Source organism: Ensifer sp. ENS07 (genome assembly GCF_014852185.1).
GTDB classification, from domain to species: Bacteria; Pseudomonadota; Alphaproteobacteria; order Rhizobiales; family Rhizobiaceae; genus Ensifer; species Ensifer adhaerens.
Genome location: NZ_JACVBE010000011.1, coordinates 202306 through 226486, shown reverse-complemented (window position 1 = coordinate 226486; position 24181 = coordinate 202306). Strand labels below are relative to the sequence as shown.

Sequence of the window (24181 nt, the reverse complement as noted above, 5' to 3'; positions counted from 1 at the left end):
CTCCTGCAGTGAGCATTTGTGTATGATGAATCATCATATTCGTCAATTGCCTTTGTATGATGAATGAGATAGTGATGTATAACGATAATGTGCTTCGCTGCGTTGTCGCCTCCAAGCGTCTGCGCTATGGAGCGACAGGGAGACGGGAGCGGGAGGAAAATGGCGGTGGAAGAGCAGGACTACAGCAACGGCGCGCAGGAGCGCGGCCAGCGTCGCCCTCGCGTTCAAAAGAATGTGACGCGCGCCATCGCCTCGGACATCTGCGCCGACGTCTTTCCGGTCGGCTCCTTCCTGCCGCGCGAAAACGACCTTTGCGAACGTTATGGCGTCAGCCGGACCGTCATCCGCGAAACCTTGAAGGTGCTGGAATCGAAGGGCATGGTCCGCGGCCGTTCGCGGGTGGGCACGATCGTCTGCAACAAGGACGAGTGGAACATCCTCGATTCCCAGGTGCTCGAATGGATCGGCGAGCGCATCTTTGAATTCGATCTTTTGAACTGCGTTTTAGAGGCGCGCCGCGCGATCGAGCCGGCGGCCGCTGAGTTTGCGGCCGAACGCGCGACCGTCCAGGAAATTGCCGACCTCGAGCGCGCCTGGCAGGCGATGCGTGACGGCGAGCGCGATGTCGTCGGCTTCACCGATGCCGACGTCGCCTTTCATACCTGCCTGCTCAAGGCCAGCCATAACCAGGTCTTCCTGCAACTCGTCGGCATCATCCAGGCGGCGCTGAAGTTCTCGCTGTATGCCTCCAATGAAGTTGCCGAACGTCGTGACGAAGCAATCGATATCCATGGCGAACTGGTCGAGGCACTGCGTCTGCGCGACAAGGCGAGGGCGCGCGACTGTTCCACGCGCATGCTGGATCTTGCCGCCCGCGACCTCAAGCTTGCCGTAGAACGTCACCGGCCCGCCCCGTCGGCGCGCTGAAACCCCTTCCCGGCGGCCGACGTCGTCGCCTTGTTTGACCCAGCGGATATCGCACCATGAAGATCACCAAGCTCACCACCTACATCGTTCCGCCGCGCTGGCTGTTTCTGAAGATCGAGACCGACGAGGGCATCGTCGGCTGGGGTGAGCCGGTTGTCGAAGGCCGCGCCCTGACCGTGGAAGCCGCCGTCAACGAGCTTGCGGACTATCTGATCGGCAAGGATCCGCTGCTGATTGAGGACCATTGGCAGGTGATGTATCGCGGCGGCTTCTACCGCGGCGGTGCGGTCCACATGTCGGCGATCGCTGGCATCGACCAGGCGCTCTGGGACATCAAGGGCAAGGCCTATGGCCAACCGGTGCATGCGCTGCTTGGCGGCCAGGTGCGCGACCGCATCAAGGTCTATTCCTGGATCGGCGGTGACCGTCCGTCCGATGTCGCCAAAAATGCCCGCGACGTCGTCGCTCGCGGCTTCAAGGCCATCAAGCTCAATGGCTGCGAGGAGATGCAGATCGTCGACACCTGGGAGAAGGTGGAAAAGGCGGTCGAAACCATTGCGACGATCCGCGAGGCGATCGGCCCGCATATCGGCATCGGCGTCGATTTCCACGGTCGCGTGCACCGGCCGATGGCGAAGGTCCTGGCGAAGGAGCTTCAGCCCTTCAACCTGATGTTTATCGAAGAACCGGTGCTTTCGGAAAACCGCGAGGCGCTGAAGGAAATTGCCAACCATTGCTCGACGCCGATCGCGCTCGGTGAGCGGCTCTATTCGCGTTGGGACTTCAAGTCGGTGCTGGCCGACGGCTATGTCGATATCCTGCAGCCGGACCTGTCGCATGCCGGCGGCATCACCGAATGCCGCAAGATTGCTGCGATGGCGGAGGCCTACGACGTGGCGCTGGCACCGCATTGCCCGCTGGGACCGATTGCGCTTGCCGCCTGCCTTCAGGTCGATGCCGTCAGCTACAACGCCTTCATCCAGGAACAGAGCCTCGGCATCCACTACAACGAGGCCAACGACATTCTCGACTACATCTCCAACAAGGAGGTGTTCCACTACGCGGACGGCTTCGTGTCTATCCCGCAAGGCCCTGGCCTCGGCATCGAGGTGGATGAGCAATATGTCATCGAGCGCGCAAAGGAAGGCCATCGCTGGCGCAACCCGATCTGGCGCCACGCCGATGGCAGCGTAGCCGAGTGGTAGGGAGCGCGGATATGGCGGGTCGTCTTGAGGGAAAACGCGTCGTTGTCACCGGCGCAGCGCAAGGCATCGGCCTCGCCATCGCTGAAGCCTTCCTTGGCGAGGGGGCGGGCCTCTTCCTCATCGACCGTGATGGCGACCTCTTGGCGAGCGAAGCCGAGCGCCTGCGTATGTCGGGCGGGAAGGTGGGCTACGCCACGGCCGATATCACCGATGCCGATGCCATCGAGCAGGTCGTCGTTGCCGCCGCCCGTCAGATCGGTCAGCCGAATGCGCTCGTCAACAATGCCGGCGTCAACGTCTTCTTCGAGCCGTTGAAACTCTCGGATGCCGATTGGCAGCGCTGCTTCGACATCAATCTCAAGGGTGCGTGGAATTGCAGCAAGGCTGTGCTGCCGGGCATGATCGAGGCGGGCGGCGGCGTCATCCTCAATATTGCCTCGACCCACGCCTTCACCATCATCCCGCACACCTTCCCCTATCCGGTCGCCAAACATGCGCTTCTCGGCATGACCAAGGCGCTGGGGCTCGAATATGCCGGGCAGGGCGTGCGCGTGAATGCGCTGGCGCCGGGTTATGTCCGCACGCAGAAGGCCGTGGAATACTGGAACAGTTTCCCCGATCCGGTCGCCGCCGAGGCCGATACTATGAAGCTCCATCCCGGTGGCCGCATCGCAACACCGGAGGAAATCGCCAAGGCTGCACTCTTCATGATCTCGGACGAATGCCCGTTCATGAACGCCACCTGCCTGACGGTCGATGGCGGTATGAGCGTGCTGCACCATCCCTGAAGGGCCACTTCGACAGCTCCCCTCCACTTTTTTCGACCTCCGGCCTCACCAGCCGGAGGTTTTTCTTTGCCTTCACGTCACGCCGGTCATCGCTTGACCTGCAATAACTCCGATTATATGAGAAATGAAAAGAGCGCGAGCGCTCGAGGTAATCGGGAGGACACATGTCCAGGAAATTAAGATCGCAGCATTGGTTTGGCGGACTGGACAAGGACGCCTTCATTCATCGCAGCTGGATGAAGAACAACGGGTTGCCCGACGACGTCTTCGACGGGCGGCCGGTGATCGGCATCTGCAACACTTTCTCGGAGCTGACGCCCTGCAATGCGCATTTCCGCGCGCTGGTCGAACACATCAAGGCAGGCGTGCTCGAGGCCGGTGGCCTGCCGCTGGAGTTCCCGGTGTTTTCCTGCGGCGAGTCCAATCTGCGGCCGACCGCCATGCTTTTCCGCAACCTCGCCTCGATGGACGTAGAGGAGGCGATCCGCGGCAACCCTATCGACGGCGTCGTGCTCATGGCGGGCTGCGACAAGACCACGCCGTCGCTGGTGATGGGGGCCGCCTCTTGCGATCTTCCTTCGATTGTCATCTCCGGCGGGCCGATGTTGAACGGCCGCTTCAAGGGTCGCACGATCGGCTCAGGCACCGATGTCTGGAAGTTTTCCGAAGACGTGCGTGCCGGTGTCATGTCGCAACAGGATTTCATGGCGGCCGAAAGCGCCATGTCGCGCTCGCCAGGCCATTGCATGACGATGGGCACCGCCTCGACCATGGCGTCCATGGTTGAAGCGCTCGGGCTTGCGCTGCCCGGCAATGCCGCCTGTCCGGCGGTTGATGCGGGCCGCGCCCGGCTGGCGCGGCTGACCGGGCGGCGGATCGTCGAAATGGTTGCCGAGGACCTGCGCCTGTCGAAGATCCTGACCCGTGACGCCTTCGCCAATGCCATCCGCGTCAACGGTGCGATCGGCGGCTCCACCAACGCCGTTGTGCATCTCCTGGCAATCGCCGGGCGGATTGGCACGAAGCTCTCTCTCGACGACTGGGACCGGCTCGGCCGCGATATTCCGACCATCCTCAACCTCATGCCTTCGGGGCGCTATCTGATGGAGGATTTCCACTATGCCGGCGGGCTGCCCGCCGTCATGAAGGAGATTGCTGCGCTTCTGGAACTCAGCGCCCTGACGGTGACCGGCCAAAGCGTCGGCGCCAACATCGAGTCTGTCGAGAACTACAACGACGACGTCATCCTGCCGCTCGATCGGGCCCTGACGTCGAGTGGCGGCATCGCCGTGTTGCGCGGCAACCTTGCGCCTGACGGCGCGATCATCAAGCCTTCCGCGGCGACCCCGGCGCTGATGCAACACCGCGGCCGCGCTGTCGTGTTCGAAACCATCGACCACTACAAGGCGCGGATCGATGACCCGGATCTTAACATCGACGAGACCTCGATCATGGTGCTGAAGAACTGCGGCCCGAAGGGCTATCCGGGCATGGCCGAGGTCGGCAACATGGCTCTCCCGCAGAAGCTCCTGAAAAAGGGCGTGCGCGACATGGTGAGGATCTCGGATGCCCGCATGTCGGGGACGGCCTTTGGCACCGTCGTCCTGCACACGGCACCCGAAGCTGCGGTTGGCGGCCCGCTGGCCCTGGTAAGGGATGGCGACTGGATTGAGCTCGACGTTGCCGGCCGCCGCCTCCACCTCGACGTGAGCGTCGAGGAACTGGCGCGCCGAAAAACCGCCTGGACCGCGCCACCCCCGGAAATGGTCGGTGGTTATCAGGGCCTCTATGTCGAGCGCGTGATGCAGGCCGACACCGGCGCGGATCTCGATTTTCTTGTCGGCGGCCGCGGCCACGCAGTTCCGCGCGAAAGCCATTGAGGAGGCGACGGTGGACGACTTCCGCATCGAAAACCTTCATGGCATCCACGCCATCCTCTACGCGCTCTTCGACAATGAAGAGCGGCTCGATCGTGCCGCCATGCGACGGCAGACGGAAATCTGCCTGGCAAGCGGCGTGCACGGCATGGCAGGGCTCGGCCTTGCAACCGAAGCCTCAAAGCTCGACGAGGCCGAGCGCATGGCAATCATGGAGTGGCTGGTCGAGGATACGGCCGGGCAGGTGCCGGTCGCCCTGACGATCTTTGGCGCGTCGGTCGAGGAACAGGTGCGCCAGGCGCGCCATGCGGCACGGGCCGGCGCCGACTGGCTGATCCTCCAGCCGCCGATGGTCGGCCAGTTCTCGGCCGCCGAGTACATCCGCTTCTTCGGCCGCGTCGCCGATCAGACCGAGCTGCCGCTTGCCATTCAGAACGCCCCGGCCCTGATGGGACGAGGGCTGACGGCCGCCGATATTCGCGAGCTGGTGCGCCAGCACCCGAACATCCGGCTGGTGAAGGGCGAGGGGCCTGTCGTCGACATCGCCCATCTCATCGAGGTTACCGAGGGCCGGCTGCCGGTATTTAATGGTCGTGCGGGCCTCGAGCTGCTCGAGAACCTGCGCATCGGTTGCCACGGCCTGATCCTTGCGCCAGATTCGATCGACTATGCCGTGCGCGCCTACGAGTTCTTTTCAGACGGTTGGGACGAGCACGCGCAAGAGGCTTATCGGCAGATGCTGCCCGGCGTGGTCTTCACCATGCAGGGCATCGAGACGCTGCTTTGTTACGGGAAGCGCCTTTTCGGCGAACGGGCGGGCATAACCATCCACGACCGTGCGCCGGCCATGCGACCGACCGCGATTGGCATCGAGATGACCCGCCGCTACGCGGCCGCGATGGGTGGCTTTTCCTGATCGGGGCGACCGGCTATGAACGGGGCGGTGATGCAATGGAGAGAGTGGGCATGAAGGCAATCGCTCGGGAGGATCGCGGCCTGCCTGCTCGCATCGCAGGCGATATTGGCCGCCGCATCACGCTCGGCGAGCTGAAGGTTGGCGATACCCTGCCGAAGGAAGCCGACATGCTGGCGACGCTCGGCGTCAGCCGCACGACGTTGCGCGAAGCGCTGAAGATCCTGTCGACCAAGGGCTTCATTGAGGCAAAGCCCCGGCTCGGGACACGCGTGCGGGCGGCCGAACACTGGAACACCCTCGATCCCGTCGTGCTTTCGTGGCAAAGTGACGCGGAGGATCAGGCAACGCTTGCCGAAGAACTGTTCGAGCTCCGCCTGTCGATCGAACCGCTTGCTGCACGCCTTGCCGCCAGACGCGGATCTGCGGCCGAGCATGGAGAGATTCGTGCCGCTTTCGCACGAATGGCGGAAGGCGGCGCTCGTGTCGAAGACGCGATCGAGGCTGATATCGCCTTTCACCTCAACATCTTTCAATCCGCCCACAACCGCTTCCTCCTGCCGGTTGCTTCCGTCATTCGGGCAGCGCTCTCCATCAGCATCCCGAAGACGATGGCGGCTACAGGCGGTTTCGGCCAATCCCTGGCCCAGCATGAGGCGATCCTCGTCGCGATCGAAGAACGCGACGAGGACAAGGCATTCGAACGCGCTGCAGCGTTGATCGCGTCGACCTACAAGCGCAATTTCACCTCCTAGCCAGTTGTTCCGGAGATACCGCCCGCAACTTCGAGATCGTCACCGCGCCTCAGGCGGAGACCTGATCCAGGAAAATCAGGCGTAGCGGTTCTTCAAGGAGAGCATCGATTTCGGCCGCGAAGGCTTGAAAATGGGGTGTCGCGAAATGTGCGTCGAGCGCAAGCTGGTCGGCGAAAGCTTCGCGCATGTAGAAGGTACCGGGCTCATCCCGCAGCTCGAACAAGACATAGTCGAGGTTGCCGGGTTCTGCCCGCGTTGGAGCGATGAGACCAAGCAGGCCTTGCCGGAGCGCCTCGCGTTGGTACGGTTTGGCCTTCAAAATCGCGATGGAGATTACCTTTTCTGTGGTCATGACGGTTCCTTGCGTCGGGCGCTGGTGCGAACGATCTCGGGGTGGTTCTGCGGGTTGGTGGAGTGTGAACGGGTTTGAAATGCCGTGGACCGATCGAGGTACATCCAGGGAGCCCTGATCGACCAAGTGACGATAGTGCGGTGCAGCCCGGTCCGATAATCCGTCACGGACAGAAATGTTATTTCGGAGTTGGCGAATAATCTGTGCTCGCGTTGCCGGATCGTCGGCCTCGGTTCCGGCGGCAGGCCGCTGCTTAGAGCAAATCCCCTAGCGTTCGACCGCCGACGTCACCCGCGTTTTCTATGATCGGATGGCGTCGAGGACGGTCTGTATCAGTCGGCCAGACGGTGCGTTGCGTGGCCTGAGCAGGCCGATCTCACGGCTCGGCGCGTTCGGCAGCGGTAGCCGGGCGACGCGCAGGTTGTCGAAGAGCGGCGAGCGCCAGTCGGGCATCAGCGACACGCCAAGTCCAGCCTCAACCATCATCGATATGGCTTCAAGTGAATCAAGCTCCAGCCACTCTCGAGGGAGAATTCGCTGGGTTTGAAGGTAGGTATCGGCCAGTCGGCCACCCCAGTTGCTTCTGTCGTATCGAATGAACGGTTGCTCGCGAAGCAGGCGGTCGACGGGGGTCTCTGAAAGGTCCGGGGGGGCCAGGAGTACGAACCGTTCCGACCGGATGAGGTCCCAGTTGAGCGTCTTTGGAATGGGGAAGGGCGGTTTGACAAGGATTGCCGCGTCGATCTTCTCTTCAGCGACACTGTTATAGAGTTCGGCCGACGTGCCCGGCAGCAGGAAGATGTCGATGCCCGGCGTCCTGTCGAAAACCCGCCGCAAGGCGTTCGGAAGCAGGCCGGTCAGAACCGTCGAGATGGCGCCCAGACGGAGTTCTCCGAATGCCTGGTCGTCGCGCGCCACGCCTTTCAACTGCCTGACTTCGGCCAGAACGCGCCGGCTCTTTTCCAGGATTGCGAGGCCCGCTTCGGTTGGCTTCACCCGCCGGCCTGATCGCGCAAGAAGAGGCAGTCCGATCTCGTCTTCCAACGCCTGGATCCGTTGCGCGACCGCCGCTGGCGTGACGCCCATGCGGCGTGATGCCTCGGCGAGCGAGCCATGCTGAACCACCGCCAGAAAGGTTTCGAGAAAGCGCGTTTCCATCGTTATTTTTACTATCGTCTGAAGGGATAAAAAGGAAGGTTTTTCTTCCGTTTCCGCCTTGGCATAGTGCCGTCAAACAACAGGAGGAAGAGTTGGATCTTCAGTTGAACAGCAAGACGGCGCTCGTATTCGGCGCCGGTGGTGGGCTTGGCGGCGCGATCGCCAGGTCGCTCGCGGCCGAAGGCGTTTCCGTCGTTGTCGCCGACATCCACGAGGAAAGCGCCACGGCGACGGCAGAGGCAATCAGCGGCGCAGGCGGCAAGGCCATTCCGCTCGTTTGGGACATCGGCGACCTTTCCCTGATCGGTCAGAAGCTCGATGCCATAAAAGCTGCGTTCGGACCGGTCGACATCCTTGTGAACAACACCGGGGGGCCGCCGCCAACGCCCGCCGCCGGACAGTCGCCCGACGATTGGTCGAAATATTTCGACCTCATGGTTCGCTCGGTGATCGCGGTCACCGATGCGGTGCTTCCGGGTATGCGCGAGCGCAAATGGGGACGTATCATTACCTCGACGTCCTCCGGAGTCGTCGCGCCGATTGCAAATCTCGGGATATCGAACAGCCTGCGCCTGGCCTTGGTCGGCTGGTCGAAGACCCTGGCGCGTGAGGTTGGTCGCGACGGTATCACCGCAAACATCGTACTGCCGGGGCGTATTGCCACCGGGCGGATCGTCTTTCTGGACGAACAGAAGGCCAAGCGCGAGAACCGCCCCGTCGCCGATGTCACGGCTGAAAGCACCGGGTCGATCCCGGTCGGCCGCTATGGCGATCCGAAGGAATATGGCGACACCGTCAGCTTCCTTGCGAGCCCCCGCGCATCCTATATCACCGGCTCAGTCATCCGTGTCGATGGCGGGCTGATCAACAGCATCTGATGTGCGAGGTTTCTAATGACACTTGAGCCTCACGTCGTTGAAACTCTGAAGAGCGTCTCCACCGCGACGCTCACCACGGTTCTCCTGAAAAAAGGGCTTCGCAACATCTGGCTGCGCGGCACGAAACCACTGAAGCCCGGCCAGGGACGGGTTGTCGGCAAGGCCTTTACGCTGCGCTTCATTCCTGCCCGGGAAGACCTCGCCACGCCTGCGAGCTGGGCGTCGCCAATCTCCACGCGGGCGGCGATCGAAGCGATGCCAGAGGGCTGCATCGCCGTCGCCGATGCAGTGGGCGTCAGTGATGCCGGCATCTTCGGCGACATTCTGTGTGCCCGCATGGCGAAACGCAAAGTTGTCGGCCTCGTTACCGACGGCGTGATGCGCGACGCCGAGGGGGTGCTGGCGAGCGGCATGAAGGTGTGGTGCAATGGTGTTGCGGCACCGCCTTCAGTCGCAGGCTTGACCTTCGTTGGATGGCAGGAGCCGATCAATTGCGGCGGCGTTGCTGTTCTGCCTGATGATATTGTCGTCGTCGACGACGACGGCGCAGTCCTTATCCCGGCCGCGCTTCTCGAAGAGGTGCTCGCTGAGGCACCCGAGCAGGAGCTTATGGAAGCCTGGATCATGACTGAAGTGGATCGGGGCGTGCCGCTTCCCGGTCTTTACCCGATGAACGCTGAAACGAAGGCCCGGTACGAGGCCTGGAAGGAAAGCCAGAAATGACGTTCAGCACGCAATCCAAGGGCGTCTACGCCATCGCGACGACACCGTTCTTCGAGGACGGCTCGATCGATTTCAATTCGATCGACAAGTTGACAGACTTTTATGAGGAGAGCGGTTGCACCGGCGTCACGATCCTTGGAATCATGGGCGAGGCCCCGAAGCTCGAACCGGAGGAAAGCAGAGCCATCGTCAAGCGGGTGGTCTCCCGGTCGAAGATTCCTGTCATCGTCGGGGTATCCGCTCCAGGTTTTGCCAGCATGCGCTCGCTGGCGCGTGACTCGATGGAGATGGGTGCCGCCGGCGTCATGATCGCTCCGCCACCTGCGCTGCGCACGGATGATCAGATCGTCAACTATTTCGCAGGTGCGGTGGAAGCGGTCGGCGAAGATGTGCCGTGGGTTTTGCAGGACTATCCGCTGACCCTCACGGTTGTCATGGCGCCTGGCGTCATCGCGAAGATCATCACCAACCATTCGTCCTGCCTGATGCTGAAGCACGAGGACTGGCCCGGTCTTGAGAAAATATCAAAGTTGCGCGCCATGCAGAAGGCGGGCGAACTTCGCGAATTTTCCATCCTGTGCGGCAATGGCGGCCTCTTCCTCGACTTTGAGCCGGAGCGCGGCGCCGATGGTGCCATGACCGGCTACGGCTTTCCGGACATGCTTACCGAACTGATGAAGCTTTCTGCGGCCGGGAAAAGGGATGAAGCGCACGATCTATTCGACGCGCACCTGCCGTTGATCCGTTACGAGCAGCAGCTCGGGATTGGCCTTGCCATTCGCAAGCACGTTCTGAAGCGTCGCGGCGTTATCGCCACCGACGCGCAACGCAAACCAGCCCAGATGCTGACCCCGACAGCGCGGGCGGAAGTGGACTATCTGCTTGCCCGTCTCGCGAGATACGACAGGCGAGCTGCTTTCTAGGCCGCTTCTTCTCCCCGGGGCCCCTGTCCGTCTCTGATCTGAAGCGGCGGACGGGTTTTTAAAGGTCGTTCCCGTTCTGCGACTTGTCATTGCGGTCTGTGCTCGCGCTCGCGCGCCTGATACTCTGACCTTGCCGATTGTCGATACACCTGTTTCAGAACGAGGTTTGACGATGCAGGGCCAGGAAACTTTCCTTGAAAGAACGTTGCGTATCGGTGTGATCGTTGTGGTCGCGATCCTGCTTGCGGCGATCCAGTACGTGGTGTCTTCGCGAGGCCTCTATCCGGTTCTCTGAGAGAAAATCGCGACCTCCTGAGCTGGCGGCCTCGGAAATTATCCTTGCGGCCTCATCTGTATATCGAAACAGCCCCGCCGCCCAACACCGAGATGGATGTTGGGCGCCGGGGCTTGCCTCACATTCAAGCGAGCGTGTAGGCCGTCTTGACGGTTGTGTAGAACTCGGCGGCGTAACGCCCCTGCTCGCGCGAGCCGTGGGACGAGCCCTTGCGGCCGCCGAAGGGCACGTGGAAGTCGACGCCCGCGGTCGGCAGGTTGACCATCACCATGCCGGCTTCGGCATTGCGCTTGAAATGGGTCGCGTGCTTCAGGCTGGTGGTGGCAATGCCCGAGGACAGACCGAAGGGCGTGTCGTTGGCGACCGTGAGCGCCTCATCGTAGTCCTTGACGCGGATGACGGATGCGACCGGCCCGAAGATCTCTTCCCGGCTGATGCGCATGGCGTTCGTCGCTTCGGTAAACAGCGCCGGCTGCAGGTAGAAGCCGGGCGTGTCGCGCTTCAGAAGCTCGCCGCCGAAGGCAAGCTTTGCGCCTTCCTGGCGGCCGATGGCGATATAGTCGGTGTCCTGGTTGAGCTGGCTCTCATCGACCACTGGGCCGATCTGGGTGCCGGCCTTCAAGGCGTCGTCGACAACAAGCCCCTTCATCCGTTCGCCCATGGCCGCCACGAACCGATCGTGAATACCCTCGGTGACGATGAGGCGCGAAGATGCGGTGCAACGCTGGCCGGTCGAGAAGAAGGCGGAGTTGACCGCGGCTTCCACTGCAACCGCAAGATCGGCGTCGTCAAGTACGACGAACGGGTTCTTGCCGCCCATTTCCAGCTGGTATTTGCGATTGTGTTCGACGGAGGCGAGCGCCACGCGTTTGCCCGTGCCGGTCGAGCCGGTGAAGGTGATGGCGTGAATGTCGGGACTGTCGAGCATCGCCTGGCCGACGACCGAGCCCTTGCCCATGACGAGGTTCAAGACGCCCTTCGGCAGGCCGGCGCGGTTAAGAATGTCGACGATGGCCCAGGAACTGCCGGGCACCAGTTCGGCCGGCTTGAAGACGACGGTGTTGCCGTAGCAAAGCGCCGGCGCGATCTTCCAGGCGGGAATGGCGATCGGGAAGTTCCAGGGCGTGATGATGCCGACGACACCGACCGGCTCGCGGGTGATCTCGACGCCGATATTGGGTCTTGCCGACGGCAGCACCTCGCCCGCCAACCGCAGGCACTCGCCGGCGAAGAAGTCGAAGATCTGGCCGGCGCGCACCGTCTCGCCGATGCCTTCGGCCAACGTCTTGCCTTCCTCACGCGACAAGAGCTTCCCGAGTTCGTCCTTACGCGCAAGGATCTCGTCGGCGGTCTTCCTCAGGATCGCGTGGCGCTCGAGAATACCCGAGCGCGACCAGGTCGGAAACGCCGCCTTGGCGGCAGCGATCGCTGCGCGCGCATCGTCCGCCGACGCGCGGGCGTATTCGCCGACCACGTCGTTGGTATCGGACGGGTTGATGTTGCGGAACGCTTCGCTACCGGCGATCCATTCCCCATCGATCAGGTTTTTCTGCACCATATCTATCCTCCGCGGCGCTCACACTTTGATCATGTCTCTGCTTATCGGATGCGATGGATCGGGCAGAAAGAACAATCTTTCGACCCCGCCATTGCCAAAACGGCAAACCTAAATTCCGACCCGAGCGTTGCCGTATCGGCAATACCAACCGCTAAAAATTGTGCTTTATGAGATGCCAAATTCCATCATCATCGCTCCCATAACAAGCAAGGGGAACGATATGTCTCGTTTTATGATGAACCGCCGAGGTTTCCTTTCGAATGCGGCCGCAATGGGCGCGATTGCCGCAACTCATAGCCTCATCAATGTTTCACCAGGCCTTGCGGCCGATTCCGCGACGATACGCATGCAGCTCGGTTGGCTGCCATCGAACGGGCTTCTCGGAGAGCTTGTGGCCCGCAAGAAGGGTTACTACGCCGAGAAGAGCATAGAGCTCGAAATCGTGCCCGGCGGACCGAATGTCGATGGTGTTGCGGGTGTTGCCGTTGGCCAGTCGACCATCGGTCAGATTTCCTCCAGCCCGTCAGTCATGCTGGCTCGTTCGGCCGGCGCACCGATCAAGGCATTCGCCGCCGGCTACCAAAAACATCCTTTCGCCTATTTCTCTCGCAAGGCAAATCCGATCGCCAAGCCTCAGGACATGATTGGCAAGACGATCGCCGCGATCCCGACCTCGGTCATTCTTCTGCGCGCGCTTCTCGCCAAGAACGGCATATCGGAAGACCAGGTCAAGATCGTCAACATGGGCTCGGACATGAACCAGCTCGTGACCGGCCAGGCCGATGCGGTCTGTGGCTGGCTGACGAACGTCAACGCCCTGAAGGTGCTCGGGGATGACCGGGTCGATCTGACGCTCTGGGATGGCGGTATCCGGCTTTATGCCAACGTCTACTATACCACCGACGATCAGCTGCAAAATCACGCGGACCAGCTCGCAGCCTTCGTATCCGGTTCGGCGCGCGGGTGGGGTTATGCCCGCGACCATCAGGAAGAGGCCGTCGACATCCTGCTTGAATCCTACCCCAACCTCGACAAGGCGAGCGAGCTGGAGGCCATCGGACCGCTGATGAAGTTCGTGTTCAACGAAACCACCGCGAGCGAGGGTTGGGGAGGCATGGACCAGGCAAACTGGGCGGAGCAGATCAAGACCTATGCGGACCTCGGCCAGTTCACAGGTCCGGTTCCCAATGTCGATGACGTCTACACAATGGCAATCCTGGATGCGACAGCCGATGTCCGCAAGAGCGTAGGATAAGGCGATGTTGGAAACGCTTATCAGACCCGGCAAGGCTTCGCTCGGCAACGCCGCGGTGTCGGTGAAGAACCTTCACATTCGCTTTGGCGCGGATGATTCAGGCTTCACCGCACTCTCCGATGTCTCGGTCGAGATACCGGCCGGCTCGCTCGTGACCATGCTCGGCCCATCCGGTTGCGGCAAGTCGACTTTGCTGCGTACGGTGGCGGATCTCGTGCACATCACCGACGGTTCGGTGTCCGTCCATGGCCAGACGCCGCGCAAGGCGCGCGAGGGACGCGATTTCGCCTTCGTCTTCCAGGAAGCGACGCTGCTGCCGTGGCGCAACGTGATCGACAATGTGCGTCTCCCGCTGCTGGTGGGGAAACGCGAACCGGGCGCGACCTATGCCGATCCGGAAGAGCTTCTCGCCCTCGTGGGCTTGAAGGGGCGCGAGAAGGCGATGCCGCACGAATTGTCGGGCGGCCAGCGCCAGCGCGTGGCGATCGCCCGGGCACTGGTGACCCGCCCGCGCATTCTCTTGATGGACGAGCCTTTCGGCGCGCTCGACGAGATCACGCGCGACAAGCTGAACGAAGAACTGCTGCGCCTCTGGCAGGAAACCGGCACGACGATCCTCTTCGTCACCCATTCGATCCCCGAGGCCGTCTTCCTCGGTCAACATGTGCTGATGCTCGCCGCCCATCCCGGCCGCGTCAAAGAGTTCATGAAAGTCGACTTGCCCTATCCGCGAACTCTCGCGATGCGCGACACGGTCGAGTTCATCCAGGTGACCGCCCACCTGCGCAAACTTTTGGGAGAATGCTGATGGCGAATGCCCTTCCTTCACAGGCGGAAGGCCGCGCTTTGACCGACGGCAACCGGTTCCGGATACTCGATGGTCTTGCCGCTGCGACCCTGCGGCATCTTCCGGCGACACTCGCGATCCTTGGCTGCATCCTTTTGTGGCAACTCGTCGTCTGGGGTTTTTCGGTGCCGACCTTCATGGCGCCCGGACCGGTCGACGTCATCAAGGCCTTCGGCGAAAACGCCGGCGTGCTCTGGACGAACTTCTGGCCGACGCTCATGGAGGCCGTTCTCGGTTTCATCTTCGGCAATGTCATCGCCGTCCTTCTGGCGGTCTGGTTCGTCTATAGCCCGCTCGCGGAACGCGCCTTCTATCCGATCGCCGTCATCATCAAGTCGATCCCGATCATCGCGCTTGCCCCGATCCTGGTGCTGCTTGTCGGCAACGGCATCGCGCCGAAGATCATCATCGCCGGCCTGATCTGCTTCTTCCCGACGCTGGTCAACATGGTGCAGGGACTGAAGTCGGCGAGCCCCGCAATGCTCGACCTGATGCGCATCCTGTCTGCCAGCAATTCCGAAATCTTTTGGAAGGTTCGCCTGCCGGGCTCGCTGCCCTTTCTGTTCGCCGCGCTGAAGATTGCGGCAACCAGCAGCGTGATGGGCGCGATCGTCGCCGAATGGATCGGCTCCAGCTACGGTCTCGGTGCGCTGATCATCGAGGCGACCTACAATTTCCGCTCGCCGCTGCTTTACGCGACGGTGGTGATTGCGGCCTCGCTTGCCGTGGTCCTCTTCTTTGCCGTCTCCTACGCGGAATCGAAGATCGTCCGCTGGAAACCGACGACGGACCACTGACCCCCAAACTCTTTGCTACCGGACCTGGATAACCGGGTCCGGTCCACCGACGAAGTCACTGGCTGTGAGCTCCTCACATTTCGCCGGACACTTCCCCTATGGAGGAAACAACTATGGAAACAATCAGAGAACCCCTGCGCAATGCCCGGATCGTCGACCGCTCGGACGTCGTCGTCGTCGGCGGTGGACCGGCTGGGATCTCCGCCGCGGTTTCGGCGGCACGCACCGGAGCCAGCGTCACGCTTATCGAACGCTATCCCTATGTCGGTGGCCTTGCCGCAGGCGGTATGGTTCTGGTGCTCGATGACATGGTCAACGGCGTCGAAATCACCGTGCGTGGCATCTGCATGGAAATGATCGAACGGATGAAGACGCTCGGCCTTTGCGTCACGCCGACGGATGGCGACCGCCAGCTCGATATTCGCGATACGCCGGAGGCCTGGCAAAGATGGGCGCGCTGGGGCCTGTTCGACTTCCACACGCCGTCTGCGCCGCACCCGATCTGCTATGCGGCCGCCTTCGATCCGGACGCCTTCAAGCGCGTCTCCTATGACATCCTGCGCGAATCCGGCGTGAAGCTCAGGACCCATAGCTGGTTCTCCTCGGCGATCGTCGAGAACGGCACGATCAAGGGTGTGGTTTGCCAGACGAAATCCGGCCGCGAGGCCATCATGGGCGACGTCGTCATCGACGCCTCGGGCGACCTCGACGTTGCGGCCGATGCCGGCGCCCAGCATACGGACGGCAATTTCATCCTGACGACGGTTTCCCGCTGGGGGGGCATCGACACTGAAGCCGCCGAGCGCTTCGAGTTCGAGGAACCCGAAAAGTTCAAGGCAATCGACCACGAGGCCAAGCGTCTGATTGGCGGTTGCTGGTCGTTCTGGTGGTTGAAGACCCCGCTGCCGGGCGTCATCTGGCTCAACTGCCCGCACATGCCGAAGCTCTCTGGCCTCCGTGTCGAAGACTTAACCTATGCGGAACTCGAGGGCCGTGGCCGCATTGCCCGCCTGCTCGACTTCGCCCGCGCCAACCTGCCGGGCTTCGAAAATGCCCATGTGATCGACTTTGCGCCGCAGACGGGCGTGCGCCAGTCGCGACTGCTCCAGGGCGAATATGTCGTCACCAAGGACGACGTGATGAACCGCCAGCACTTCACCGACACAGTGTGCCGTGGCCGCGACTACTACACGCCCTATAGGGCCATGCTGCCCAAGGAGGTCGATCAGTTGATCGTCGCAGGCCGGCATTATTCCGCGACCATTCAGGCGCAAAAATCGAGCCGCGAGATCCCGCCCTGCATGGCGATGGGCGAGGCGGCCGGTGTTGCCGCCACCGTCGCGCTCAATGCCGGCGTCAAGGTGCGAGACGCCGACGTCAAGGCGATCCAGAAGCAGCTGCGGGCGCAGGGTGCCGATCCCGGCGACGTACCATCCGAAAATGCAACCTATCTGGAGGCCGCAGAATGACGTCTCTTCCCCTCGACGGTATCCGCGTCGTCGACTTTACCCAGGTCATGCTTGGCCCGTGCTGCACGCAGATGCTGGCCGATTACGGCGCCGAGGTCATCAAGGTCGAAAAGGCCAAGATCGGCGACCTCTCGCGCTGGTCGCTGGGCTCCGACCCGGATGGCCTCAACAATCCGGTTTTCTCCTCGCTCAACCGCAACAAGAAGAGCCTTGCACTCGACCTCAAGCAGGACGAGGCGCGGGCAGCCGTCCGCGCGCTGATCGACACTGCCGACGTGGTCGTCAACAATTTCCGTCCTGACGTCATGGAGCGCATGGGTTTCGGCTATGAAGAGCTGAAGCGGACAAACCCACGGCTGATCTACGCCGTCGGCACGGGCTTCGGCCTTGAAGGCCCCTACCGGCACAAGGGCGGGCAGGACATCTTGGCGCAGGCGCTTTCGGGCGTCATGCGGCGCAAGTCCGACGCGAGCCATCCGCTGTCGATCTACGCGACGCCGCTTGCCGACTACTCGGCCGGCATGCACCTGGTGCAGGGCATTCTGCTTGCCTTGCTGCATCGCGAAAAGACCGGGCACGGCCAGCAAGTGGCGGTCAGCCTCTACAGTTCGATGCTCGCCATGCAGATGCAGGAAGGCACCACGCACATGATGCGGGAAAAGGACCTGAACTGGGGCGCCTTCCCGCTGACGGGCGTGTTCGAGACGACCGACGGCGCCATCGTCATGGTCGGTGCCTTCAAGCAGAATCCGCTGCGCGACATCTGCAATGCCCTTGAGATCGAGGACCTGTCCCTCCAGCCGCAATTTGTCGATTTCGACGCGCAGATGCAGCGCCGTCCGGATTTGCAGCAAATCTTCCGCGAGGCGTTCGCAAAAAACAGCAGCGCCCATTGGCTCGGCCGCTTGGAACAGGTGGACATTCTCTGCGCACCGGTACGCTCGCTTCCCGAAGCCCTTAACGACGAGCAGACGACGATCAACGGCATGATCCTGGACGCGGGAGAGACGAAGGCCGGTCCGATCCGGCTGGTTGGTTCGCCGATCGACATGTCGGCGGCGACCGTGACGGTTCGCATCGCGCCGCCGACGCTCGGCGAGCACAATGACGAGATCCTTTCGGGGCTTTCGGTTCGTCAGGGAGATGCGGCATGAGCGTCACTTTCGTGGTAGAGGATCGCGTCGCAAGCGTCACTCTCAACCGTCCCGAGCGGATGAACGCGGTGGATGCCGCAACCGAGCGCGAACTGGATGCGATCTGGGAGGAGATCGAAGCACGCGACGACATCAGCTGCGTCGTCTTGACGGGCGCCGGCGAACGGGCGTTCTGCGCCGGGGCGGATCTGAAGGGGGCTGAAAAGACCGGCCTTGATTACTGGACCGAAAGCCGGCCGAACGGCTTTGGAGGACTGGCCTTTCGCCGGTCTCTGGATGTTCCCGTCATCGCGAGGGTCAATGGCTATGCGCTCGGTGGTGGATTCGAGATGGTTCTCGGCTGCGATATCGTCATAGCTTCGACGGAGGCGGCCTTCGGCTTGCCCGAGGCTCGCGTCGGGCGCCTGCCGCTCGATGGCGGCATGGTTCTTCTTCAGCGCAGGATCCCGCACAACCTTGCCATGGGTGTGCTGTTGACCGGTCGGCGGTTCTCGGCCGCCGAGATGCACGCCTTTGGTATCGTCAACGAACTTGCCGAACCGGGCGAGCTCGACGCGGCCGTCTCCCGCTGGGTGAAGGAAATCGTCGCCTGTGCGCCGCTCTCGCTGCGCGCCATCAAGCAGACGGGCAATCGCACCGCACACCTGTCTCCGGCGGAAGCCCAGGGATTACGCACGCCCGCGCTTGTGAAGGCGCTGAACAGCGAGGATGCGCTGGAAGGTGTGCGCGCTTTTCAGGAGAAGCGCGCGCCCGTTTGGAGGGGACGGTGAGCGTGTTATAGGTCGGGGCCCAGGGGAGGAGGGGTCCAATCGAATGCACGCCAGCATCCTGAAATACTTCGTCTCGGTCGCTCGGTCCGGGTCCATTCGCAAGGCCTCCGAGGAGCTTCATGTCGCATCCTCGGCGGTCAGCCGGCAGATCAAGAAACTGGAGGACGAGCTTGGGATCGCGCTCTTCGAGCGGCTCTCGAATGGTCTGAGGCTGACTGTTGCCGGGGAAAACGTGCTGCGCCACGCCCGGGTGACGCTGGAAAATTTCGAACTGCTGCGCAGCGACCTCGGCGCCCTGCAGGGGAAAAAGACTGGTCGGGTGCAGATGTCCTGCCTCGATAGCCTGGCGATCCAATTCCTGCCGGACATGGTCAACGCGTTCCACAGTATCCATCCCGGCGTGAGCTTTCACATCCACACCGCCGGCCACGGCAATATCAGCAGCCTGGTCGCCGAGGGCGATGTCGATATGGGCCTGACCTTCGATCTGGCCCGGCCTGACGATACCGAGATGCTCTTTCGCGTGCCGATGCCGCTGATGGCCTTCGTCGGACGGGAACATCCGCTGGCCAAACAGCGGCAGGTTTCGCTTGCCGAATGCGCCCAGTACGACCTTCTCCTGCAACTCGACACGCAACCGATCCGCTCGCTCATCGAAATCGAACTCTCGGTCTTCGAGCGGACCGGGCGGCCTTTTGTTCTCTCGAACAGCCAGATGATGCTCAAACCTTTCATCCTGTCCGGTCAGGGCGTGGCTTTCTTCACGCCAATCGGTTTCCTCGCCGAGATCAGGTCGGGCGATCTCGTCGCCATACCGCTTTCCGGCTCGCGCCTTCAGAACCTGCATGTCGGGATTCTGGTGCAGCGACGCCGACAGCGCACGCATGCGGCGGAAGCCGTCATCGAATTCGTTGGCGCGGAACTGCAGAGGTTCAGCGACCAGATCATGGAGGCGATCCATCCGTGAATACAGCATCCGTTCCCGGGCGACTTCTCTTGCGACCGGGCCACGAGGCCGCAGGGCGCACGCAAAATCTGTTGGATCATTTGCCTGACGGCGCCTCATGGACGACGATCCCGGCTGGTGCTCTGCTCATGCCGCCCCCCGTCAACGCCCATGACCATGGTTATGGCATCCGCACGCTCGATTTTGGCAACGCGGACGATGCCCTGGAAGTGTGGATCCCGGGACTTCGGCTTCGACCGCGAACCGAGCCCTATCTGGAAGCGCTGGTGGCCTTCTCAAGGTTGGCCCAAACGGGCGTCGGCGCGACCATGCATTGCCATAATTCTTTGAACATCGACCGTCTCGTCGACGAGGCAGGCGCGGTCATGCGCGCGGCGTGCGACGCAGGCATAAGGCTTGCGCTTTCCTGCCCGCTTCTCGACTACGATCCGTGGGCCTATGACGGCGGGCCTCAGCGATTGCGGCCATATCTTGATCCGGCAGACTGGGACGATCTCAGCGGCTCGATCCCGAGCTATGCGTCGCCATCGGTGCAGATCTCGGCAGCCGACGCGGTCGCTGCGGCCAACACAAGTCCGTTGATCGATGTGCAGTATGGTCCGATCGGGCCGCAATGGTGTTCCAATGCACTGCTCGAAGCGATCGCCGAGGCCTCTCACGCAACCGGCCGGCGCATTCACATGCACCTCCTTGAAAGCCCGAGGCAGAGGCAATGGCTGGATCGGCGCTTTCCGCAAGGGGTTGTCCGATACCTCGACGAGATCGGCTTCCTGTCGCCCCACCTCGCCGTCGCCCACGGCGTCCAGCTGCGACCGGACGAGTTGGAGCTGCTGGCTGCGCGCGGCGTGCAGCTCGTTTCGAACCCGTCGGCGAATTTGCGCCTGCGTTCAGGCGTGGCGCCGGTCGCCACCATTCCGCCAAGCGGCCCCGCTTTCGCGTTCGGCCTCGACGGAACGGGCTTTGACGATGACCAGGATCTCTGGCGCGAATTGCGCCTTGCCCATCTGCTGCATGGCGGCCGCGACCTGACGCGAACCTTTACGGCGGGACGTGTCTTCGATGCCGCGATCCATGTCGGCGCCAAGGTGGTGAACGCCCCGGCGAACGAAGACCGGGTGCTCGTGGACTATGCTGCGCTGATTGCCGACAGCCTGATGGACGACCTGGATGAAGCGGAGGTGCTGCTTACCCGGATGACCGCCGCGCATGCAAAGGCGCTCTATGTCGGCGGACAGGAGATCCTGTGCGATGGACGGTTGACCCGGGTCGATTTCGAGGCTGCCCGGGCCGAACTCCTGCAGCAGGCGCGCGCTGACCTTCCGCGGCTGACCGCCGAGCGCGGACGCGTGACCAAACTGGCCGCGGCAACAAGGGCCTATTACGCCAGCTGGTGAGCGCGGCGACAAGGTGGTAGGCGTCACCCTCTGGTCTCCTATAGGGGGCGGACTTGCTAAGCGATCGCGGCTGCCTTCTCGAAGGCGGCAACGAAAGGATGGTCCTGCGTCGTGGAGCACTCCTTGCTCCAGCCGCCGGGCGACCCGATCCCCGTGACATCGGACCCGAAGAACTCCTTGTTCACAGCGATGAAGTGGCGCTGGTTGTTTGGTATCTCCTGATCCCAGACAATGGCATCGACGGGGCAGATCGAAAGACAGAGCCCGCAATTTATGCATTCGTCGGGGTGGATGTAGAAGGTGCGGCCACCCTCGTAAATGCAGTCCACAGGGCAGGCGGCGGTGCAGTCGCCATCCTTCACGTCGATGCAGGGTTCGGTAATGACATAGGCCATCTTGCGGATCTCTGAAGAGTTGCTTGCACGGCCAATTATTCAGAGTTTCCCTTGCCGAAGAAGCACAGATATTCGCAAGGTCGATTGCCAAAAAGGCAACGTCCGGGGCCCGTTCTTTCGTGCTTGGGCCTGTCGCCATGGCGAAGTGCTGCACAAGCGCGAGCCGTGGAACGCGCGTGATCGCCCGAACGTAGAGAGAGCCGGCAATCCCGAATGCGAGCTCGGTTGAGAGGCGTCGGTGATCGCTGCGGCAGTTGTCGCGATCCGATCTCGTGGTGGCAACGGGACGAGAAGACAGTAGGCCAACGATTCCCGGGCGCGTTGATTGCGGCTATCAAAACCGAGAGAAAAAACGGACGACCTACTTTGGATTGGCCGATTTTTGTCAATTTTCAATTGACATTTGCAGCTTTCATTAAAGTAGGAGTGGCGATAACTTTACAGACGCGCTACGATGTCAAACATGAGTGGACAAAGCGAGACAAAGCTAAAGCAGCTTCTCCAAGCCGTCCCACCTGGATTCCTGGTGGACACTGCGTGGATGGCTCGTCACGCCATCTCGCGACAATCGGTTTCGGGCTACGTCAAACGCGGTTGGTTGGAACCAGCATTGACGGGCCTCTATCGACGTCCATTTTCGCCAGACACGAACCCGGATGCCGTTACGGGATGGAAGATCCCTTTGCTTTCGGCCGTATGGCTGATGCGGCACAAATTCCACGTTGGCGGGGCAAGTGCTCTCTCCCTGCGGGGCCACAGTCACTATCTCTCGCTCAGCGGCGAGTTCGTTCTTTGCCTCTACGGCTCCGACATTCCGTTGTGGCTGTCGAAACTGCATACCGATGCGCGGATCCTGACCAGAAGCGCCAATTTGTTTGGAGACGCGGCCCTCGGCGTTGAACATTCTGATTTCAATCTATCGGACGATGCCGACGGCGAGCTCGCCCTGAGCCCGTGGCGCTGGCCGATCCCGATGTCGTCTCCTGAACGCGCGATCATCGAAATGCTCGATGAGCTGCCAAAGAGCGAAAGCTTCCACACCGTCGACATGGCGTTCGAGAGCCTGGCCAATCTGCGCCCGAAGCTGCTGACAAGACTTCTGGCGGAGTGCCGAAGTGTAAAGACCAAGCGCCTCTTCTTCGTTTATGCAGACAAGCACGGGCACGCCTGGCGCAGGCACATCGACATGTCGGCGATCGATCTCGGCACGGGCGACCGAGCACTCACCCCAGGTGGTCGGCTTCACCCGGATTACCGAATCACCATTCCAGACGAGCTGATGCCAAAGGAGACGCCCCGTGGCGCGTGAGCAATATATGCGGCAAGTGGAACTCCTGGTGAGGACCCTTCCTTTCATTGCACGTCAGGAAACCTTCGCCCTTAAAGGTGGCACGGCGATCAACCTCTTCTACCGCGACATGCCGCGACTATCAGTCGATATTGATCTGACCTATCTCCCGATCGAGGATCGCGAGACGACGCTGAAAGGTATCGACACCACACTCGAGCAAATCCGCGACGACCTACTGCGAAACCTCCGGGGTGTCACGGTGCAGAGGATAGCCGGCGGAGGCAACAACGACACGCGCGTCCTCGTCCGGCAAGGAGGCGCCGAAATCAAGATCGAGACCTCGCCGGTCGCCAGAGGGACGGTCCACCCGCCTGAACTACGACGCGTGAGCGAAGCGGTCGAAGACGAATTCGGCTTTGCGGAAATGCAGGTCGTTTCGTTCGAGGACCTTTTCGGCGGCAAGCTGCATGCAGCTGTCGACCGCCAGCATCCACGTGACTTGTTCGACGTGAAGCTGCTGTACGAGAACGAAGGTCTGACAGATGCGTTGTTTCACACGTTCCTCGTTTATGTCGCAAGCTCCGGCCGACCGCCGCACGAATTGGTGCGTCCCTCGCTCGTGAAGCTCGACGAGGCTTTCGTAAAAGAGTTCGAGGGCATGACATCGGAAGCAGTCAGCCTTAACGAGTTGGAAGGGGTGAGGAACCGATTGACCGGCGATATTCTCGCAAGGCTGGATGAAAAGGCCATGCGGTTCCTTCTAACGCTCCATGACGGCGAGCCCGATTTCGACGCGATCGGCCTTCCACAGGCAGCGGAGCTTCCGGCTGTCCGCTGGAAGGTCCTCAACCTCGTAAAGCTGAAGGAACAGAACCCCGCGAAACACCTCGAACAGCGCCGTGAAATACAGGGCATTCTTTCTTAAATCTGGCTCAGCGGTTCTGGGTACCTTACATCGCCGACATGCCTCACATGCCCAAGCCCAGTCCCTTCTTCAGCCCGCACGTGAGTTCATAGGCCCGGCTCAACTCCGCCCGGTGTGTCCTATTGACAAGGCTGGCGACGTCCTTGATGCGGTCGACTACGGCCGGATCTTTCACCCCCAGACGATCGAGCTCCTTCTTGAAACTTCGCGGATCCGAACTGCCAAGACGTCGCTCAAGAGCGCGGGCCGGGGCCGTGGCCTCTTCCAGCACCTGGCGGCCTTCCGGCGTGCCGGAGAGCTCCGCGAGCAATGGTGGCGGCGGAGCGAGTTTTTTGCCGACACCACTTCATCCAGGATCAACAGGACGGACGTCTGCTCCGCCGATGGGGCTATCGAACCCCAGCATGCCCAATGCCGCCTCGCGCCTCTACTGAACGGCAATCCGGATCGGCTTGCGTCGCGGCTGGCGGCCGCTCAAGTGGATCGCCACGACCGACAGCCATCTTTGTGATCACGGCTGCTCGTACACCCGGCCGATACTCCCCATTTTTGCCTTTCCGTTTCC

The 24181-nt window shown here is 61.9% G+C and carries 25 protein-coding genes; 20 read left to right on the top strand and 5 right to left on the bottom strand.

Annotation, left to right across the window (positions count from 1 at the left end):
- Nucleotides 1-159: 159 nt before the first annotated feature.
- The 6 genes from IB277_RS27570 to IB277_RS27545 all read left to right on the top strand — a co-directional run bounded on the left by IB277_RS27570 (nucleotide 160) and on the right by IB277_RS27545 (nucleotide 6465).
- Nucleotides 160-927: a FadR/GntR family transcriptional regulator gene (locus IB277_RS27570; RefSeq protein ID WP_090301412.1), complete on the top strand. Its 768-nt coding sequence runs from the start codon at nucleotides 160-162 to the stop codon at nucleotides 925-927.
- Between the two features lie 56 nt (nucleotides 928-983).
- Nucleotides 984-2132, top strand: a complete 1149-nt coding sequence (gene dgoD, locus IB277_RS27565) for a galactonate dehydratase (protein ID WP_060530195.1) — start codon at nucleotides 984-986, stop codon at nucleotides 2130-2132.
- A gap of 11 nt (nucleotides 2133-2143) precedes the next feature.
- On the top strand, nucleotides 2144-2920 hold the full coding sequence (locus IB277_RS27560) for an SDR family oxidoreductase (RefSeq protein ID WP_192372108.1): 777 nt from the start codon (nucleotides 2144-2146) through the stop codon (nucleotides 2918-2920).
- Nucleotides 2921-3084: 164 nt separating this feature from the next.
- The gene (gene araD / locus IB277_RS27555; protein ID WP_192372106.1) at nucleotides 3085-4800 is read left to right on the top strand and encodes an L-arabinonate dehydratase; all 1716 of its coding nucleotides are present in this window, start codon (nucleotides 3085-3087) and stop codon (nucleotides 4798-4800) included.
- Between the two features lie 10 nt (nucleotides 4801-4810).
- Nucleotides 4811-5713: a dihydrodipicolinate synthase family protein gene (locus IB277_RS27550; RefSeq protein ID WP_192372104.1), complete on the top strand. Its 903-nt coding sequence runs from the start codon at nucleotides 4811-4813 to the stop codon at nucleotides 5711-5713.
- A 50-nt stretch (nucleotides 5714-5763) separates the two neighbouring features.
- Complete coding sequence (locus IB277_RS27545; protein WP_192372102.1) at nucleotides 5764-6465, top strand: FadR/GntR family transcriptional regulator; 702 nt, start codon at nucleotides 5764-5766, stop codon at nucleotides 6463-6465.
- Nucleotides 6466-6514: 49 nt separating this feature from the next.
- On the opposite strand, the gene IB277_RS27540 is transcribed toward IB277_RS27545, so the two are convergent.
- Together IB277_RS27540 and IB277_RS27535 are read right to left on the bottom strand one after the other, a co-directional pair.
- The gene (locus tag IB277_RS27540; RefSeq protein ID WP_192372100.1) at nucleotides 6515-6817 is read right to left on the bottom strand and encodes a putative quinol monooxygenase; all 303 of its coding nucleotides are present in this window, start codon (nucleotides 6815-6817) and stop codon (nucleotides 6515-6517) included.
- A gap of 300 nt (nucleotides 6818-7117) precedes the next feature.
- Nucleotides 7118-7975 carry a LysR family transcriptional regulator gene (locus IB277_RS27535; RefSeq protein WP_192372098.1) on the bottom strand — a complete coding sequence of 286 codons (858 nt, stop codon included), beginning with the start codon at nucleotides 7973-7975 and terminating at the stop codon, nucleotides 7118-7120.
- Between the two features lie 92 nt (nucleotides 7976-8067).
- On the opposite strand from IB277_RS27535, the gene IB277_RS27530 reads away from it, so the two are divergent.
- From IB277_RS27530 to IB277_RS38715, 4 genes are all read left to right on the top strand, one after another.
- Nucleotides 8068-8853, top strand: coding sequence for an SDR family oxidoreductase (locus IB277_RS27530; RefSeq protein ID WP_112977101.1), 786 nt, complete (start codon nucleotides 8068-8070; stop codon nucleotides 8851-8853).
- A gap of 15 nt (nucleotides 8854-8868) precedes the next feature.
- The gene (locus tag IB277_RS27525) at nucleotides 8869-9576 is read left to right on the top strand and encodes a ribonuclease activity regulator RraA (RefSeq protein WP_192372094.1); all 708 of its coding nucleotides are present in this window, start codon (nucleotides 8869-8871) and stop codon (nucleotides 9574-9576) included.
- The gene (locus IB277_RS27520) at nucleotides 9573-10499 is read left to right on the top strand and encodes a dihydrodipicolinate synthase family protein (protein WP_192372092.1); all 927 of its coding nucleotides are present in this window, start codon (nucleotides 9573-9575) and stop codon (nucleotides 10497-10499) included. The genes IB277_RS27525 and IB277_RS27520 overlap by 4 nt, the downstream gene beginning before the upstream one ends.
- A gap of 172 nt (nucleotides 10500-10671) precedes the next feature.
- The gene (locus tag IB277_RS38715; RefSeq protein WP_255381371.1) at nucleotides 10672-10794 is read left to right on the top strand and encodes a hypothetical protein; all 123 of its coding nucleotides are present in this window, start codon (nucleotides 10672-10674) and stop codon (nucleotides 10792-10794) included.
- Nucleotides 10795-10918: 124 nt separating this feature from the next.
- On the opposite strand, the gene IB277_RS27515 is transcribed toward IB277_RS38715, so the two are convergent.
- Nucleotides 10919-12352 (bottom strand): aldehyde dehydrogenase family protein, encoded by a 1434-nt coding sequence (locus tag IB277_RS27515; RefSeq protein ID WP_192372090.1) that lies wholly within the window; start codon nucleotides 12350-12352, stop codon nucleotides 10919-10921.
- 220 nt (nucleotides 12353-12572) lie between these two features.
- On the opposite strand from IB277_RS27515, the gene IB277_RS27510 reads away from it, so the two are divergent.
- The 8 genes from IB277_RS27510 to IB277_RS27475 all read left to right on the top strand — a co-directional run bounded on the left by IB277_RS27510 (nucleotide 12573) and on the right by IB277_RS27475 (nucleotide 21005).
- The gene (locus IB277_RS27510) at nucleotides 12573-13607 is read left to right on the top strand and encodes an ABC transporter substrate-binding protein (protein ID WP_034796052.1); all 1035 of its coding nucleotides are present in this window, start codon (nucleotides 12573-12575) and stop codon (nucleotides 13605-13607) included.
- A gap of 4 nt (nucleotides 13608-13611) precedes the next feature.
- Entirely contained in the window at nucleotides 13612-14415 is an 804-nt protein-coding gene (locus tag IB277_RS27505; RefSeq protein ID WP_192372088.1) for an ABC transporter ATP-binding protein, read from the top strand.
- Nucleotides 14415-15251 carry an ABC transporter permease gene (locus IB277_RS27500; RefSeq protein ID WP_192372086.1) on the top strand — a complete coding sequence of 279 codons (837 nt, stop codon included), beginning with the start codon at nucleotides 14415-14417 and terminating at the stop codon, nucleotides 15249-15251. Before IB277_RS27505 ends, IB277_RS27500 begins: the two co-directional genes overlap by 1 nt.
- 113 nt (nucleotides 15252-15364) lie before the next feature.
- Nucleotides 15365-16720 (top strand): FAD-dependent oxidoreductase, encoded by a 1356-nt coding sequence (locus IB277_RS27495; RefSeq protein ID WP_034796075.1) that lies wholly within the window; start codon nucleotides 15365-15367, stop codon nucleotides 16718-16720.
- Nucleotides 16717-17874 (top strand): CaiB/BaiF CoA-transferase family protein, encoded by a 1158-nt coding sequence (locus IB277_RS27490; RefSeq protein ID WP_060518083.1) that lies wholly within the window; start codon nucleotides 16717-16719, stop codon nucleotides 17872-17874. Before IB277_RS27495 ends, IB277_RS27490 begins: the two co-directional genes overlap by 4 nt.
- Nucleotides 17871-18644 carry an enoyl-CoA hydratase-related protein gene (locus IB277_RS27485; RefSeq protein ID WP_192372082.1) on the top strand — a complete coding sequence of 258 codons (774 nt, stop codon included), beginning with the start codon at nucleotides 17871-17873 and terminating at the stop codon, nucleotides 18642-18644. The genes IB277_RS27490 and IB277_RS27485 overlap by 4 nt, the downstream gene beginning before the upstream one ends.
- 43 nt (nucleotides 18645-18687) lie before the next feature.
- Complete coding sequence (locus tag IB277_RS27480; protein WP_034796085.1) at nucleotides 18688-19611, top strand: LysR family transcriptional regulator; 924 nt, start codon at nucleotides 18688-18690, stop codon at nucleotides 19609-19611.
- Between the two features lie 128 nt (nucleotides 19612-19739).
- Entirely contained in the window at nucleotides 19740-21005 is a 1266-nt protein-coding gene (locus tag IB277_RS27475; RefSeq protein ID WP_192372153.1) for an amidohydrolase family protein, read from the top strand.
- Nucleotides 21006-21061: 56 nt separating this feature from the next.
- On the opposite strand, the gene fdxA is transcribed toward IB277_RS27475, so the two are convergent.
- The gene (gene fdxA / locus IB277_RS27470; protein ID WP_192372080.1) at nucleotides 21062-21400 is read right to left on the bottom strand and encodes a ferredoxin; all 339 of its coding nucleotides are present in this window, start codon (nucleotides 21398-21400) and stop codon (nucleotides 21062-21064) included.
- A gap of 454 nt (nucleotides 21401-21854) precedes the next feature.
- Here fdxA and IB277_RS27465 point away from each other — a divergent pair, with 454 nt between their 5' ends.
- On the top strand, nucleotides 21855-22709 hold the full coding sequence (locus IB277_RS27465) for a type IV toxin-antitoxin system AbiEi family antitoxin domain-containing protein (protein ID WP_371813687.1): 855 nt from the start codon (nucleotides 21855-21857) through the stop codon (nucleotides 22707-22709).
- Complete coding sequence (locus IB277_RS27460) at nucleotides 22699-23616, top strand: nucleotidyl transferase AbiEii/AbiGii toxin family protein (RefSeq protein ID WP_060518075.1); 918 nt, start codon at nucleotides 22699-22701, stop codon at nucleotides 23614-23616. Before IB277_RS27465 ends, IB277_RS27460 begins: the two co-directional genes overlap by 11 nt.
- Nucleotides 23617-23659: 43 nt before the next feature.
- Here IB277_RS27460 and IB277_RS27455 read toward each other — a convergent pair whose 3' ends face one another.
- The gene (locus IB277_RS27455) at nucleotides 23660-23926 is read right to left on the bottom strand and encodes a hypothetical protein (protein ID WP_246812834.1); all 267 of its coding nucleotides are present in this window, start codon (nucleotides 23924-23926) and stop codon (nucleotides 23660-23662) included.
- Nucleotides 23927-24181 lie beyond the last annotated feature (255 nt).

Excerpts from the sequence above, each read along its gene's own strand:
- IB277_RS27570 (WP_090301412.1), top strand. The coding sequence starts at position 160 with ATGGCGGTGGAAGAGCAGGACTACAGCAACGGCGCGCAGGAGCGCGGC.
- dgoD (WP_060530195.1), top strand. The coding sequence starts at position 984 with ATGAAGATCACCAAGCTCACCACCTACATCGTTCCGCCGCGCTGGCTG.
- IB277_RS27560 (WP_192372108.1), top strand. The coding sequence starts at position 2,144 with ATGGCGGGTCGTCTTGAGGGAAAACGCGTCGTTGTCACCGGCGCAGCG.
- araD (WP_192372106.1), top strand. The coding sequence starts at position 3,085 with ATGTCCAGGAAATTAAGATCGCAGCATTGGTTTGGCGGACTGGACAAG.
- IB277_RS27545 (WP_192372102.1), top strand. The coding sequence starts at position 5,764 with ATGAAGGCAATCGCTCGGGAGGATCGCGGCCTGCCTGCTCGCATCGCA.
- IB277_RS27540 (WP_192372100.1), bottom strand. The coding sequence starts at position 6,817 with ATGACCACAGAAAAGGTAATCTCCATCGCGATTTTGAAGGCCAAACCG.
- IB277_RS27535 (WP_192372098.1), bottom strand. The coding sequence starts at position 7,975 with ATGGAAACGCGCTTTCTCGAAACCTTTCTGGCGGTGGTTCAGCATGGC.
- IB277_RS27525 (WP_192372094.1), top strand. The coding sequence starts at position 8,869 with ATGACACTTGAGCCTCACGTCGTTGAAACTCTGAAGAGCGTCTCCACC.
- IB277_RS27520 (WP_192372092.1), top strand. The coding sequence starts at position 9,573 with ATGACGTTCAGCACGCAATCCAAGGGCGTCTACGCCATCGCGACGACA.
- IB277_RS38715 (WP_255381371.1), top strand. The coding sequence starts at position 10,672 with ATGCAGGGCCAGGAAACTTTCCTTGAAAGAACGTTGCGTATCGGTGTG.
- IB277_RS27515 (WP_192372090.1), bottom strand. The coding sequence starts at position 12,352 with ATGGTGCAGAAAAACCTGATCGATGGGGAATGGATCGCCGGTAGCGAA.
- IB277_RS27510 (WP_034796052.1), top strand. The coding sequence starts at position 12,573 with ATGTCTCGTTTTATGATGAACCGCCGAGGTTTCCTTTCGAATGCGGCC.
- IB277_RS27505 (WP_192372088.1), top strand. The coding sequence starts at position 13,612 with ATGTTGGAAACGCTTATCAGACCCGGCAAGGCTTCGCTCGGCAACGCC.
- IB277_RS27500 (WP_192372086.1), top strand. The coding sequence starts at position 14,415 with ATGGCGAATGCCCTTCCTTCACAGGCGGAAGGCCGCGCTTTGACCGAC.
- IB277_RS27495 (WP_034796075.1), top strand. The coding sequence starts at position 15,365 with ATGGAAACAATCAGAGAACCCCTGCGCAATGCCCGGATCGTCGACCGC.
- IB277_RS27490 (WP_060518083.1), top strand. The coding sequence starts at position 16,717 with ATGACGTCTCTTCCCCTCGACGGTATCCGCGTCGTCGACTTTACCCAG.
- IB277_RS27485 (WP_192372082.1), top strand. The coding sequence starts at position 17,871 with ATGAGCGTCACTTTCGTGGTAGAGGATCGCGTCGCAAGCGTCACTCTC.
- IB277_RS27480 (WP_034796085.1), top strand. The coding sequence starts at position 18,688 with ATGCACGCCAGCATCCTGAAATACTTCGTCTCGGTCGCTCGGTCCGGG.
- IB277_RS27475 (WP_192372153.1), top strand. The coding sequence starts at position 19,740 with ATGCCGCCCCCCGTCAACGCCCATGACCATGGTTATGGCATCCGCACG.
- fdxA (WP_192372080.1), bottom strand. The coding sequence starts at position 21,400 with ATGGCCTATGTCATTACCGAACCCTGCATCGACGTGAAGGATGGCGAC.
- IB277_RS27465 (WP_371813687.1), top strand. The coding sequence starts at position 21,855 with ATGTCAAACATGAGTGGACAAAGCGAGACAAAGCTAAAGCAGCTTCTC.